Here is a 14600-nt window from a genome sequence, read left to right on the forward strand (position 1 = left end):
TCTCCACGGTCTACCCTCCTTAACTTAGTGGATGGTATCTCTCGACTCGTACTTTACTCGCGTATACCAAGTAAGTGACGGATCGCCGTGCCTTCAATTGTCTTAATCAAAAAGTCTCTCGATGCCTTTGTTATCTGGCTGGCGAAGAAGCTATAGGCGTAGGTTTATTGGGGGCATCCAGTGGGTTCAGCCCCTTGGGATAGTTTGGGTCGAGTGCTGCCAGATCCGCCCGGTAGCTTATGGTGTTTTCATTTGGGAAGGTGCCCGGCACCTTCTGCGTTACCTTACCTGTAGCTGCCCACTCCACTCCTCGCTGGAGTGTGACCACTGCGTCCACCGAGCTCATCGCGAGTGCGTCGTGCCCCACTGCTGTTTGAAAGATACGGCCCTTGCCGAATTTCGAGACCATCAACAACGGCTCATCAAAACCTGTCCCTCCGTTTGCCGGATCGGAATACGCCGTCGCCAACACCGTCATGTTCGTACCTGGCCCGCGCAGGCTGTCGTAGAGCTCATCACCCTGGTGCATCCAGGTCCGGGGCAGCGCCTTCATGATGGGATGAGATAGCTTCCGTGACGTCATCTTGAAAGGACGACGCAGACCGTGGTGACCTGCCTTACCCGGCTTGCCATCTGACACCAACTTGTCGTCGCTGTAGTACCAGTGCGGCCCGGCTTTCTCATCCCGATCGCGCCAGCCACCCACACCGATCATCTCGTTGTAGGCTGTCCACTCTGGAAAAGCATTATCCGCAGCATGAACCGAGACCATGCCTCCACCGTTCCTCATGTAAGTCTCAAAAGAGGCCCCTAGCTCCGTTGGCCAGCGTTGGTCTGGAGCATCATAGTTGAAGACGATCACCTTATATTTGCCCCAATCAGGCCGGAAACTTTTGAAGTCGGCCCCCGCAGGCGGAGCGGTTAGAACATCCACGCTAAACATTCCGACTTCGCCCAACTCCTTCTTGAGAACCTGAGTAGTGACCCGCCAATTGTGGTAGGTTCCGCCACTCTCCCCATCCAAAATCATGACTAAAATGGGTGCGGCTGCCCGCGCCGGGATGCTCAACAGGCTGATCGTAAGGGCCAGAACACCAAGTATAACTTTATTCAAGATGCAACTCCCTGTTCCAACGTTCATCTCGCAGCTAAAAGTAACTCATCCTTGAAGGATTGCACAACAGCCATCTTCCTCTTGCCTCTCGACTAACCTCACCGTAAATGAACATCTCTCCATCTTGGCACCGTGTGCGCTCAGCAGGGCTAATCTACTGACCGGGAGCAAACAAGTTTTCCCCCGCATCTACGCTGACAACAGCGCCATGGAGAGTCTTGCTAGGTGCTCCCTATGCCCGAAAGTTGCACCGGCTCGGTCAGCATCCCAATGTTTTGCGAGATGGCAAATTCCTGTATGCAGACTTGTGAGCGAAACCTTTTTAACAGGCCGTTCTTTATGCTGCTCGATACGAAGAAGTTTCCGTGGCCAGCAAATCTCCGAAGGAGGCATCCTGGTTGGCGGCCAATCTGAATACATCAATAGCTTCCTGATAGCTCTGCAAGAACATGGCGACAATTGCGGTTGAAGTAGCTTCATTCTCAATTCCAACGGCAGGAAAGTTTGCGACGATATCAGAAATCCACGAACAGGAATAACTATTGACACATTTCATGCCAACATCATTAGAAGAAATGTGCGCCTAAGGGACGAGAAGCGATCGAAAACTCTGTTCTTTAGACTGCTAACTTCATGGCAGTTAACCACTTGGAAAAACAGGATGGGTTGTGCTAACTCAGTTTTACAATCAGGCGTTTTTTCGTTATTCGGGCAGTTTCATCGATCCTATTACCTGAATGGAACCCTTCACCGTAGGTGCAAGTGTATCCGGTTGCCCTCCGCCCACAATGACTACATACTTTCCCTCAACAATGGTCGGATCACCCGCTTCTGACACCATGCTCAGATCGCGCGGCTTCAAATCAAAATGAAGCGTCTGCGACTGGCCTGCTTCCAGATGGACACGCTGAAACCCACGAAGAGCGCGAAGAGGCGCGCCCTTTACTTGAGGAAAGCTGAGATAAAGCTGTGCAACTTCGTCTCCAGCGACTTTGCCCGCGTTTGTTACAGTCACGTCAGCCGAAGCAGACTGTCCCGCTGATATAGGACGTACAGGAAGGTTGAGGTTGCTATAAGAGAATGTTGTATAGCTCAGGCCGAACCCGAACGGGTAGAGGGGAGTTCCCTCGAAGTACCGGTAGGTGCGGCCATGCATTGCGTAGTCATCAAAAGATGGCAACTGATCGACTCCAGTATAAAAGGTGACTGGAAGCCGACCCGAAGGGTTGTTCTTCCCCGAGATCGTCTCAGCAATCGCTTTCCCACCTTCCTCTCCCGGATACCAAGCGTCGACGATGGCGTTGACGTGGCCCTGCGCCCAGTTCACCGCGAGCGCGCTGCCATTGGTTAACACAAGGACCACCGGCTTACCAGTGGCTACCAGCGCCTCGAGCAAATCTTCTTCGGGTCTTGGCAGATCAATACTGGTCCGATCGCCACCCTTAAACCCCGGCTCACTCACTTGCATCTCTTCGCCTTCTAATTCGCTCGATATTCCAAGAACTGCAACAATCACGTCTGCACTCTGGCCTGCGGCAATAGCCTCTGGGCGAGGTCTCATATCGACCTTAGCCCAAACTAGCTTGGCAATCGGATCTGCTTTTTCGGGTGGAGTGTACTCCACATGCAGTATTGCGGGTTTTCCTGCCTCCAGATGGACACGGCCCAGTTTTGCCTCATCCGGATCGCCGCCGTAGGAGGACGTCACATTCTTGCCATCCAGCTTCACCCGGAAAAAGCCATTCGCCTTCAGGCCTAGGTTGTAGTCCCCAGTCTCAGTTGCGGTTATCTCGCCGTCCCAGTGAATTGAAAGCGGGCGTATGCTCGCCACAGATGCAGGCAATGGTTGAGCACCCGCATCAACATTCAGGTCCGTGCGCTCAGCAAGGGACTTCGTGCCGGTCACGTTGTTCACATTGGACATGTCCAGTTTAGAGAACGTGAGCTTTACGCCAGGCTTACCATTCGCCGTCAAACTAGAACCGGGTACAGGTTCGACGGTGTGGCTCAAGAATTGTGTTCCAGCTTCATAATGAACACGGTCTGCCCCAAATTCCTTGCGCATTCCCTCGAGTACCGAAATAGTATGCGTCGGCGTTCCATTGTAATTTCCGAGAAGAACCTTGGTTTGTTCAGCCAACGGACCGATAACCGCAATCGTCTTTTTCCCTTTGAGAGGCAGTGTTCCATCGTTCTTCAGCAACACCATAGACTCGTTCGCTAGCACATGCGCCAACTCACGATTGGCCGCGCTATTCAACTCATTTTCGTCAACCCTGGTGTACGGTACTATCTGTGGTGGATCAAACATGCCTAGCTTCATGCGTGCTGTAAATAGCCGCACCAAGGCCGTGTCAATCTCCGACTCCTTCAAATAGCCTTGCTTTACCGCATCTGCATAGGGCTTGTAGTCACGGTTGTCCTTGACCTTGAACGTGAAGTCCACGCATTCATTATCCATCCCCCGCTTCAGACTTATGGCGGAGGACTGCGCCTGCGAGGGTAAGAATTTGTGGTTCTGGAAGATATCGACGACCGCGCCACAGTCGGAGACAACGTAGCCTTTGAAAGCCCACTTGCCGCGTAATTGGTCCTGCAGCAGGAACTCGTTCGCACAGGCAGGCTGTCCGTTTATGCTGTTGTATGCGCACATCACCGAGTCGGCTTTACCTTCGGTCACGGCCGCGCGAAATGCTGGAAGGTAAGTGTCAAGTTCGTCGTGCTTGCTTACCGTAACATCTGAGGTGTGCCGAGTGGATTCGGGACCACTATGCACTGCGTAGTGCTTCGGCGTAGAGATCGCGCGATAGTATTTTGGATCATCTCCTTGCATGCCGGTCACGAATGCGACTGCCATGCGAGCCGTCAGAAACGGGTCTTCCCCATAGGTTTCCTGCCCGCGACCCCACCGCGGATCGCGAAAGATGTTGATGTTCGGCGCCCAAAAGTCCAGACCCTCGAAGATATTGCTGTGGCCGCCATTGGATTTGACGGCCATCGCATTCTTTACGCGCCCTTCAATACCTATTACAGTCGCCATGCGATGGATCGCAGTCGGATCAAACGTGGCCCCTAGACCGATCGGCTCAGGAAATTCGGTCACCCCTTGGCTCGCCACACCATGCAGCGCTTCGCTCCACCAGTCGTATGAAGGTACGCCAAGCCGGGGAACAGCGCGCGCCTGATTTACGAGCTGGCTTGCCTTTTCCTCTAGCGTCATCCGCTGTACTAGATCCGCAGCTCTCCGTTCCGCAGGTAGCTCTGTGTCAAGATACGCTGGGGTTTGTTGGGCAGAAAGCTCGAAGAAGCTGACGCATAACACAATGACTACCGTAAACGATTTCCTGGTGAGCTTCATGTCCCCTTTTATAGGAATGTTGCGGTGTAGATAAAGATAATTAGGTAAAGGTATCTAGTATATCGACGCATGTCCACGAAGTTTATAGCTCAAGTTCGAAGTTTGAAGGAGTTTTATACGCCAGCAATTGTAAACGGAAAAGATACCTTCTGGTAAACGTTACCAAGATACATCTACATCCTGTACCTAACTTTCCCCGTCGTAATCAAGTCCCGACATCATCGGCGTTTGTCGTTGGAAGACGGTTCGTCAGATGCCGCAAGATCGCTGCCAATTCTGCCACGTGGATCTTTGCACCGGACCCGCTTTGACATCTGACAAAATCAAGCGATCTCCGTAAGGAGTGCACGGTCACTACTCCCCCTACTCTTTGTGTTGAACAGTGGAATTGCTGGGCTGTCATTGACGCCGGAGAGTGTCCCGCGATTATCCGCGATGCGATCCTTTAGCTGTAAGGGTCCAGCGAAGTTTCATAAAGCTAGCCGAGGGACAGCTTCGCCTATTGTTCTTCTCGCTCCGTGAGCGCGTTAAACCTCTACGCAGCAATTGAAAACCCCATTTTTCCCGAGGGAAAAAATATCCCATTGGACAAGGTACTATATCTATTTCTCTATGACGAGCGGATGGTATGCAGTTCAAACGAATGCGGTCACAAAAACAATCCGCCTGCGGAGGCAAAGGCGTCTGTATTACAGTGGATATCCACCAAGAACTTGAATAGTTCTTGATGCGAAATAAATCAACCAGCGAGCCCCACTCTGACCTAGGACATCCCTTTCGTAGAACGGAACAATACATGCGCACACCCCGCAGGTTCAATTTCGCCGCCGTATTCCCCTTTCTGACGTTGCTTCTGCTTATGTCGGCAATGGCACCCACGGCATCGGCACAACAGCATAAGTCTGCAGCTGCGTGGGTTCCCGTAGTGACCGACAAGAATTACCTCAACACGCAAGGGTTCAGCGTGCTTCTCTACGACAGCACGTACCATCCCGTCTTCGTCGACCAGAAGAACACGGCGATGGAGATGATTCTTCACGATCAGCGCATTGCCACGAACGGCGACGTGCGCCTGATGCCAACGCCTGAGCAATGGGACCTGGTCGCGACCCTCAAAGGGCGCCACGCCGACAAAACAACCGGCCGACTTACCGCTGATCTCGCTTTCCCTGCCTTCGGTCTCAGCTACACCCTTGAGGTGGCAGCAGAACCGGGCGGCGTCCAGGTCACGATCAATCTCGATAAGCCGTTGCCGGAGAAACTGGCCGGGCGAGCGGGTTTCAACCTGGAGTTCCTGCCTTCGATCTATATGGGCAAGGCCTACCTGGTGGACGGAAGCAAAGCCGGCACCTTCCCGCGAACGCCGGACGACCCGATGGTCAGAGTGCTGCCACTGCCGGATGAGCCCAAAAAGGCTTACTACTTGGAAGACTGGGACAAGGCCAAGGGATACACGCAGCCGCTGCCCTTTGCAGAAGGCAAGAGAATCACCCTGGGCGTCGACGACGCGCAGGCCCGTGTCAGCGTTACGTCGGAGACGTCCGACCTAATGTTGTTCGACGGACGCGACCGTGCGCAGAACGGCTGGTTTGTGTTGCGTTCGCTTATTCCATCGGGCAAAACCGCGGGCGCGATCGTATGGCATATCCGGCCGGACGTGATTCCCGACTGGACGCGGCCGCCGATGATCGCGCACAGCCAGGTTGGGTATGCCCCGGATTTCTTCAAGGAGGCGGTGCTCGAACTCGACCCGAAATACATCGGCCCCAAAACAGCTAGAGTATTGCGCTTGATGGAAGACGGATCGTACAAGCAGGCGTTTGAGGGCCGGATCACGCCTTCCACACCTTGGCTGCGCTACGTCTACTCCAAATTCGACTTCACCCCGGTCAAGGACCCCGGCCTCTATGTGATCGAGTACGCAGACCAGCGTACGGCGCCCTTTCCCATCTCGAAGAACGCGTACGCGAACATCTGGCAGGATAGCCTTGACCATCACATCGCGGAGCAAATGGACCACGTCTCCGTTCGCGAAGCCTACCGCGTTTGGCATGCCGCTTCGCACTTGGACGATGGCCGTATGGCGCCTGTAGTAGGGGAGCAATTCGATGGTTGGAACCAGGCCACGGCAACGGATGGAAAGTACAAAGGCGGCGATCACATTCCCGGGATGAATGTGGGCGGCTGGTATGACGCTGGTGACTTCGACCTCGAGGAGCCCGCGCAACTGAGCGTGATCCAGAGTCTCGCTCTGGCGTATCGCACCTTCGATCTCAAATACGACGAGCTCACGGTAAATGAAGCCACGCGTGAGGTCGAAATGCACCGTCCCGATGGTGTCCCGGACACGGTCGAACAGGTCAAGCATGGCGCGCTGCTGATCCTGGCGCAGTATCACAATATCGGTCATGCGATCCGCGGTACGCATGAACCAGATTTGCGGCAATACACCCACTTGGGCGACGGAGCGTCGAAGACCGACGGCCGCATCTATGAACCGAAGCTCGGTCCGAACGAAGTCAAGGGCGACTACTCCGGCAAGCCAGACGACCGCTGGATCTTCACCACCGATAACCCATACTTTGAGTGGAACGCTATAGCAGCTCTTGCGGCAGCGGCCGACGTGCTTAGGGGTTATGACGACGCATTGGCGAAAGATTGCCTCGACACCGCGATCAAAGCATGGAATCAAGAGAAAGCTCACCCCACGAAGTTCCCAGCGACTGGCGATTTCGGCGGAGGCGCTCCCGAGAATGCTCCCGCAAACGGCGTGCTGGCTGCATCGCAGGGTCTGACATCTGGCGCCAGGAGCGGCCACAACGCACAGATCACCTCAAGCGCCTCCGCAACTGCTGCCACACCTACAGCCCCAGCGGCTCCGCCGGCCGGCCCCAATCGTGGCCGCTTTGGCGTCGGGAAGGACTGGTCTGCGGCTTTGGAATTGGCCATCGCCACCAGTGGCGCCGAGCCCTATAAGTCTCGTCTTAGGGAGCTGTTCCCTCAGATGATCACTCCGCAGCAGATGGAGTTCCATGGTTGGACCGCAGTCCGGGCGTTGCCATATCTGGACCCTGGTGCGAAAGATCAACTGCGGGACGCGGTGAAGACCTACATGGCTGGCCTGGACAAGCAGTTGGACGCGACCCCATTCGGTGTCCCTCCGAGCTTGGGTACCTGGGGCGGATCGGGCGCCGTGGTGGACATGGCCATACGGATGTATTTCCTGCACGAGGCGTTTCCGGATCTTGTCGGCCCCGAATACACACTTCGTGCCGTCAATTACATTCTGGGCACGCATCCGGTATCCAGCACCTCGTATGTGGCTGGCGTAGGTACAGTCTCCAAGACGAAGACGTACAGCAACAACCGCGCCGACAATGCTTACATTCCGGGCGCCGTCATTCCCGGATACATCATCATCAAACCGGATTTTCCAGAGCTCATCGACGACTTCGGATTCCTCTGGTTCGAAGATGAAGCCGTCGTTGCCGGGTCGGCGAGCTGGGTCGTGGCCGGCAACGCTGCGGACGCGATCACAAAGGAATTGAAACAGGGCAAACAGTAGAAACGCCGTCAGCCTTGCCGATTCGTCATATGTGAACTTTGAGGATCTGGACCTGTCCGTCACGCGCTCGGTTTACCGACAGAGGGTTTTGGGATGCACTTCGAGGTCTGCAGTCTGTTCAGAGCGCACTCTGAGGAGTGAACGCGTCGGTTGTCGGCGTGCTGATCGCGGCACTCTTCACTCCGTTGTGGGTTTCGACGATGCGAGGACCTTCGAACTCAACCTTTTGGCCAGCATCGCTCTGTCAATCTCCTCGCTTTCGCCACGGTTCTTCGGATGTAGGTAGCTCGTCTGGAAGGGTTGGGATCTCGAGAGAGGTACTCGTCTTCAAGGGCGCACCCGATCCGGTCCTCGGTCATGCCATTAGCAAAAGCTGCGACACGGAAGGCGATGTCTGCTGCGGCGGACGGTCACGGTACTTGGCCGAGCTTCAGAATCGCTCGGGAGACAGGTTCGAGAACCTCGGTCTCCTTCGGATAGAAAGAGAACTTTGAGACGCTTTGCCTGATGTTCCTGCTCCCGAGCCCCGTAAAGCGTGGTTATCTGTTGCTCGAAGGCCCCGGCCATCGGGTACTGTTGTCCGCTGTGGCTGTGCAGGCGTACGAAAGGGAAGAGGCGATTCGGCTTTCTGTATTTCGGGTTGCAGTCGGTGAAGCCCGGAAGCCGTCCAAACCTTCCCCAGTCCGCCGTGCTGGGGTCAGCGCCGTACCGCTCGGCCAATCTCTGCGCGGCGAAGGTTCCGAGGAGCTTGGAAAAGACTCTTGTGTGTTTGAGCCACGCTTGAAAGTTGCCGGCGCTGGTCTCGACCACAGTACAAGGGTTGAAATCGTCAACCGAGAGCTTCGCGAGCGAGGACTCGCTGAGATCGTCGAGTGTGGTGAAACGCTGTTCCTCGGATGGACGCATATAGATGTGCGAGGCATGAGCATTGTGGTACTTGACCATAGAAAGCTTTTCGAAGACCGCAGTGGCAGAGATGCCATCGAGTCCCGGAAGCATGCCACGCTCACTAAGAACACCGACATCGTAGAGCGGTGCCTCGATGGCAGCGAGCATAAGGCGCACAGTGGATTCGGTCTTCCATTGATGTCTCCTTCTGAAAGGTCTCTCACTCGGGAGGGTGCAGGGAGGAACTGGCCCTGCCGCCCGCCTTTGATTGGGTGAGTCTTGGTCTCTACTAGCTAAGCGAGATGAGAACGACACTTTTTGACATAATTGCTCGCATTTTGTGCCAAAGCAGGGCTGCAAACGCCGTCCCGAATCAGACGGTTGTATCTTGCATGGGTGGTGCATCCTGCCTTTGCGACCGCGATTTAGTCTGGGACTGACGAACTCGAGTCCAGGGCAATGCTCTTCGTATAAATTCGCGGTGCGCGGCGTCGAGCGAAAGCCTCGCCTGATGTAGGTCGAAGAGAGAGAAGCAGGTAGAGCATCCACCTTTGATACCTCCGCGTCCTTCCCGTTCGGGTTATATCGTGGATGCCGTTGGCACTTAGCCTTCACCCGCTCGACCACCTTGAGTTTGTAGTTGAACTGAAACATGATCTCCTCTTTTTGAAAAAGGAGAGGGAGCCGTTTGGCTGACTCCCGCTGCGGGGTTAGGCTACGGCTTGCTTTTTAGCCGTCGTTTTCTTGGCCGCGGTCTTTTGTGCGGCTTAGATCGGCGTAGCTGTCTTTGCCTTCTTGCTGGCGACCTTCCTGGGTTGTGGGTAAGCGAATGCGGTTTCAGCCTCGGAGAGAAGATCGAGCCCGCCTTCGCGTGGAATGGATATGTGTGAGGTGAGGACCAGACGGAGAGCAAACTCGATGAGCTTGTCCTCTGGTAGTCCGTCGATGGCAGATAACAAAATCTCCTCTGACGTCTGATCGCTGTTGTCGTCGTCGACGGCAAGCTGTTCGGCGACGTCATCGAACACGTAAGGGTCGATAGTGACGAGGACGCGGAGAAATACCTTCAACTGCGGTGCGCTGAAGATGGTGGGGGCTGACTCAAGAATTCGGTCGAACTTGGATACACGCGCTTTGAGCTGCTTCTCTCTATGGGCGCGTGCAACCTCACGCTCCTTCTCTCCCCGCTCAAACTGCTGTTTGCCCTCTTCGGCCTCCCGCGCCTGTTCCTGCTCGTACTCCTTTCGCTGTTGGTCGTAGATCCGCTGTCGCTCCTCGGCCTCTTCCTCTGTCTCGGCTTCTGGAGCGAATGTCATGGTCGGGGCTGGATTAGCGGCTTGTTCTGCCGCTGCTCGTGGGTCATGTACGGGGCGGTCATCGTCAGTGCATACGGTGATAGTGGTTCCGACGCGTTTGCCGTAGACGATGATTGCGAGTTTCGCGGCTGTGCACCGTGGGGCTGTTTCTGCGTCCGGGTTCTCGTCTCCCTTCTCGATCTCGCGGAAGTAGCCGCGTCGAACGGCTCCGGGTTTCTGCTCTCGTGCGCTCCTCCAGCCGTCCTCAATCTGGATCAGCTCGGGATGGGCTGCAATCTCTCGGTCGATGTGTGCCGTGAGCTTGATTTGATAACAGGTACCGTCGAGGCACTGGTCGCCCTCGGTTACGTCCGAGAAGAGGGAAGTGTTGTATCCGCTGCGACGTGGACAGTTGACGCAAGCCCCGGAGGCGGAGTTGAGGTTAGGGTCTTCGCGGTCGAAGGGAGCGTCCGCAAGTGCGAGATACCCAAGAACGAGCTCTTACGAATCATACGAACCGTATCAACTGGACGAAGGCATCGCGCTGCGAAGAGGTCTGCTCCAGATCTGAATAGAATGCTTGTTTCACATCCATTCAACTTATATGCTTCTATAAAAGACCTACCGCACTTCGCACAAGGGTTTAAACAAAAAGGGGTTGCTAGTGAGGTCTATTGAAAGTCCGAAACGGATTCTTACCAGCCGTGGATCGAAGCGGATCGATCTGGCCTATGCAGAGGTCTCTTCCAGCGAAAAAGCACGAGAGCATAATCGCGACATCATCTTAGAGCTAGTCCGCTCTCGCCAGCCAGTCGCACGGGCTGATCTCTCTAGAGTGTCCGGCCTTCAGCCGAGCACTATCTCGTCAATTGTCGATCAGCTCATAGCCGAGCGATGGATCATCGAGGGGCAGACCGTGCGCAGACCGCGAGGACGACGCCCCACCATGTTGTCGTTGAACTCCAACCTGGTAACGATCGTCGCCGATGTGCGGCCTCGTCAGGCGCACTTGGCTGTTGTAGATTTCAACGGTCGCTTCCTGGCACAAATGGCGACGCCGATCACATCCGATCCCGGGCAGTCAGTCGCAAAACTCGGTGTTGCGATGCGAAGTCTTATGGATCAACACTCTGACAAAACTTTCGAAGGTGCAGGAGTAAGTCTTCCTGGCCGAGTCGACCCCGAAACTCAACGGCTAATACTCGCACCAAATCTCACCTGGTCCGGCTTCGATATCAAGAAAGTCCTGCAGCAAAAGCTAAAGTTACAGGTAGAGATGGATAACGATGCAAACGCCTGCCTGCTCTCTGAGCTGTGGTTCGGACGCATGGACGGAGTGCGTAACGCAGTGCTGGTCAGCCTTTCAGAAGGCCTCGGAACCGCAATCCTCGCAAATGGCCAACTCCTCTCAGGGAAGAACGGATTGGCAGGAGAGTTCGGTCACATTCCTCTTGACCCAACAGGAATACTCTGCGGCTGCGGGTTACGCGGTTGCTGGGAGACGCTTGCTTCGTCGGATGCAGCGCTACGCTTTTACGCTGAGCTGGTCCCCGACGCGCGGAGTAGAACTATCCATGATCTTCTTCAGCTTACTGAAGAAGGCGACAAACAAGCCATTCAGGCGATCTCTAAACAGGCTACTTTTCTTGGTAAGGGCCTTCGCCTCGTCACGGCCGCTATCTCGCCAGAGGTCATTTTAATCACGGGAGCTTTGACTACCTACTGGAACCGCTTCGGGCCTATCGTGGAAGAGGAGCTCCGGGCCACAATGCTTGCCGGAACTCCGCCCAGACTTGAGATCGCAAGTGGCGGCGAGCTAGCCCGATTGAGAGGAGCCGCCGCAATTGTCTTACAGCGTCACTCTGGCTATAACCGATCTACACACATGGTGCGTACAAGAGCTTAAAGCTAATTGGCAATCGCCATAAGACGATTGCCAATTAGAGCTGCGTCGCCCCAACCTCTGCGCACCACCACACTTACAAGATCATCCTGCCCAGGAAGTTTTCAAGCTGCTCTTGCTTTCCAGAACGTGGCTTCGGATTGATTTCACTCGCCTCAGTGGCTGAAGCAATCTCATCTAAAGTTAGTTCGCCCTTGAACATGGACTGCGCCTGAGCCGTCTGCCATCCGGAGTAGCGTTCCTTGAGCATCTGAGCATAGCGGCCGTCCTCAACGATCTTCGCTGCCACTAGAAATGCTCGAGCACACAGATCCACTGCGCCTACATGAGCATGGATCATATCCTCCGGCTCAAAACTCTGTCGCCGCACCTTCGCATCGAAGTTCAAACCGCCTTTTCCAAGGCCCCCCGCTTGTATCACGTGGTACATAGCCATGGTTATTGCCCGGAAATCATTGGGAAACTGATCGGTATCCCATCCCAGTAGCGGATCGCCGCGATTCATATCCAGTGAGCCCAGCAGACCCAGAGCTGCCGCCGTCGCAATCTCATGCTCGAAGCTATGACCAGCAAGAAGTGCGTGATTGGCCTCAATATTGACCTTAACCTTATCCTGCAGATCAAACCTTTTGAGTAGCCCGAAGACGGTGGCAACATCAAAATCATACTGGTGAGCCGTTGGCTCTTTTGGCTTCGGCTCAATAAGAATCTGTCCTTCAAACCCAATCTTGTGTTTGTAGTCCACGACCAAAGTAAGAAAGCGGCCAAGCTGATCAAGCTCTTGAGCCATATTTGTGTTCAAAAGAGTCTCGTAACCTTCGCGCCCACCCCAGAGCACATAGTTTGCGCCGCCTAGCCTCTTGGTGAGATCCATACAGTGTTTAGCCGTCGTCGCCGACCAGGCAAATACCTCCGGATCAGGATTCGTGGCAGCGCCCGCCATAAAACGTGGATGAGAGAACAAATTTGCCGTGCCCCATAGCAGCTTTGTCTTGTGTGTACTCATCTTCTCAGCAAGGTAATCACCCATCATTTGAAGATTTTTAAGCGAGTCCTTGAGCGAATCACCCTCTGGCGCCACGTCACGATCATGGAATGTAAAAAACGGAAGATCTAAAATACGAAACAGATCGAATGCCGCGTCTGCTTTGCTGCGAGCTGCACGCATGGCATCACCGTCAAGCATCCACGGCCGTTGAAGTGTTGGGCCGCCAAATGGATCGCTCCCGTTCATTGCAAGGCTGTGCCAATACGCAACAGCAAAACGAAGGTGCTCCGACAGAGGTTTACCTAGGACAACTTTATCTGCATCGTAATAGCGATACGCTAGCTCGCTCTGCGACTCTTCCCCTTCGTACTTCACCGTAGGAAACGCGCTAAAAATAGACTGGCTCAAATAGTGATCTCCTGGCACAAAGTGCGAAACTTACTAAAGGTCAAGCGACGAAGCTAAATATCCTCGAAGAGGATAACTATCCTCTTTCCAGTATTCAATAACGGTCACGGGAAAGATTGAGAGAATAAAGATATGAATTTCTTTCAAGTCAAAACTATTGCTAGTTTAGTCTGCTGTCAATAATCTTGCGGCAAAGGCGGCACAGCCTGCGCTTTCATTCGACCAGGAAATTATATTGTAAAAAACCAGACGCAGAAGCGACACGTAAGAAGTCAATTTCTAGCAAGTTTTTCATTCGCGCCCTTCGCCTTGATAGCGCACATAGAACCAAACGCCGCATCACTGGCCGCCATCGAAGGAAACTACAACGCCATTCCTCATGACCCTGTTCTTCCCGTGGATGGCGTTGCCGCTAAATTTCCGCTAGCGAAGATTCTCTATGCCCAGGGCTCACCCTATGCCGAAAACGCCGCTATCATTGTTCCGCGCACTCAGTTACACGCTGCTGCTGGCTCCTCCTCAGAGGGTCTCAAAGCGGAATACTTCGACAACGCTAACTTCACTGGCACTCCCGCCGTCACCCGTATTGATAAGCAGATTGACTTCGACTGGAATGGAGCTTCGCCAGCCCCCGGCAAGATCAACTATGGCGCATTCTCCGTGCGGTGGACTGGAACCATACAAGCCCCTGCAGCAGGCGACTACCAAATTACTCGCATCATGTCCTATTGCCAGTCCTGCACCGGAAGGCACATCTCACCGATCCCATCCAGACCTCGGAAGGGTTTATCCAGACTGAGCCGCCAGCAGAATTCGTAGATCACGCAGATTGTTGCCTGTAGCGCCGGTCATAATCGTTAGCCCAGCGTCATGCAAAAAGGTACCAGAGTCGAAGCGTCGCAACGAGGCTCGCGCTTCGAGCAACAGCCTTTCATCATCGGAAAAGACCCTCTCATCCACCGCGGCGCCCGCGGCAGAGCTGTTCCCATCGATGCCATCCGTACCTGCAGAGAGCACCGCAACAGACTCATCCGATGCTCGCAACAGGGTGGCAGCATACAGCGCAAAATGTTGATTTCGA

The 14600-nt window shown here is 54.5% G+C and carries 10 protein-coding genes; 3 read left to right on the top strand and 7 right to left on the bottom strand.

Going from position 1 to position 14600, the window contains the following annotated elements; translation table 11 throughout:
- Positions 1-130: 130 nt before the first annotated feature.
- The 3 genes from GSQ94_RS02125 to GSQ94_RS02135 form a co-directional block, all read right to left on the bottom strand.
- Complete coding sequence (locus GSQ94_RS02125) at positions 131-1114, bottom strand: ThuA domain-containing protein (protein WP_254063553.1); 984 nt, start codon at positions 1112-1114, stop codon at positions 131-133.
- 337 nt (positions 1115-1451) lie between these two features.
- Positions 1452-1670, bottom strand: a complete 219-nt coding sequence (locus tag GSQ94_RS02130) for a hypothetical protein (RefSeq protein WP_158941678.1) — start codon at positions 1668-1670, stop codon at positions 1452-1454.
- A gap of 147 nt (positions 1671-1817) precedes the next feature.
- Positions 1818-4472, bottom strand: a complete 2655-nt coding sequence (locus GSQ94_RS02135; protein ID WP_158941679.1) for a glycoside hydrolase family 3 C-terminal domain-containing protein — start codon at positions 4470-4472, stop codon at positions 1818-1820.
- Between the two features lie 796 nt (positions 4473-5268).
- Here GSQ94_RS02135 and GSQ94_RS02140 point away from each other — a divergent pair.
- Entirely contained in the window at positions 5269-8037 is a 2769-nt protein-coding gene (locus GSQ94_RS02140) for a glycoside hydrolase family 9 protein (RefSeq protein ID WP_254063554.1), read from the top strand.
- 363 nt (positions 8038-8400) lie between these two features.
- Here GSQ94_RS02140 and GSQ94_RS02145 read toward each other — a convergent pair whose 3' ends face one another.
- Both GSQ94_RS02145 and GSQ94_RS02150 read right to left on the bottom strand, forming a co-directional pair.
- The gene (locus tag GSQ94_RS02145) at positions 8401-9093 is read right to left on the bottom strand and encodes a RepB family DNA primase (protein WP_254063593.1); all 693 of its coding nucleotides are present in this window, start codon (positions 9091-9093) and stop codon (positions 8401-8403) included.
- A gap of 599 nt (positions 9094-9692) precedes the next feature.
- The gene (locus GSQ94_RS02150; protein ID WP_158941680.1) at positions 9693-10241 is read right to left on the bottom strand and encodes a hypothetical protein; all 549 of its coding nucleotides are present in this window, start codon (positions 10239-10241) and stop codon (positions 9693-9695) included.
- Positions 10242-10884: 643 nt separating this feature from the next.
- Here GSQ94_RS02150 and GSQ94_RS02155 point away from each other — a divergent pair.
- A complete protein-coding gene (locus GSQ94_RS02155) occupies positions 10885-12126 on the top strand; it encodes an ROK family protein (RefSeq protein ID WP_254063555.1) in 1242 nt (413 codons plus the stop codon).
- A 73-nt stretch (positions 12127-12199) separates the two neighbouring features.
- Here GSQ94_RS02155 and xylA read toward each other — a convergent pair whose 3' ends face one another.
- Positions 12200-13519, bottom strand: coding sequence for a xylose isomerase (xylA, locus tag GSQ94_RS02160; RefSeq protein ID WP_158941681.1), 1320 nt, complete (start codon positions 13517-13519; stop codon positions 12200-12202).
- Between the two features lie 309 nt (positions 13520-13828).
- Between xylA and GSQ94_RS02165 the strand changes: the two genes are divergently transcribed.
- Positions 13829-14338, top strand: coding sequence for a PA14 domain-containing protein (locus tag GSQ94_RS02165; RefSeq protein ID WP_254063556.1), 510 nt, complete (start codon positions 13829-13831; stop codon positions 14336-14338).
- On the opposite strand, the gene GSQ94_RS02170 is transcribed toward GSQ94_RS02165, so the two are convergent.
- On the bottom strand, positions 14306-14600 hold a 295-nt coding region (locus GSQ94_RS02170; protein WP_305794710.1), incomplete at its 5' end, for an MOFRL family protein. The genes GSQ94_RS02165 and GSQ94_RS02170 overlap by 33 nt on opposite strands.

Origin of the sequence: Granulicella sp. S190 (genome assembly GCF_009766095.1) — a bacterium.
In the GTDB taxonomy this organism is placed as follows: domain Bacteria; phylum Acidobacteriota; class Terriglobia; order Terriglobales; family Acidobacteriaceae; genus Edaphobacter.

Coding starts and splice junctions, on each gene's coding strand:
- GSQ94_RS02130 (WP_158941678.1), bottom strand. CDS start 1,670: ATGAAATGTGTCAATAGTTATTCCTGTTCGTGGATTTCTGATATCGTC.
- GSQ94_RS02135 (WP_158941679.1), bottom strand. CDS start 4,472: ATGAAGCTCACCAGGAAATCGTTTACGGTAGTCATTGTGTTATGCGTC.
- GSQ94_RS02140 (WP_254063554.1), top strand. CDS start 5,269: ATGCGCACACCCCGCAGGTTCAATTTCGCCGCCGTATTCCCCTTTCTG.
- GSQ94_RS02145 (WP_254063593.1), bottom strand. CDS start 9,093: ATGCTCGCTGCCATCGAGGCACCGCTCTACGATGTCGGTGTTCTTAGT.
- GSQ94_RS02150 (WP_158941680.1), bottom strand. CDS start 10,241: ATGACATTCGCTCCAGAAGCCGAGACAGAGGAAGAGGCCGAGGAGCGA.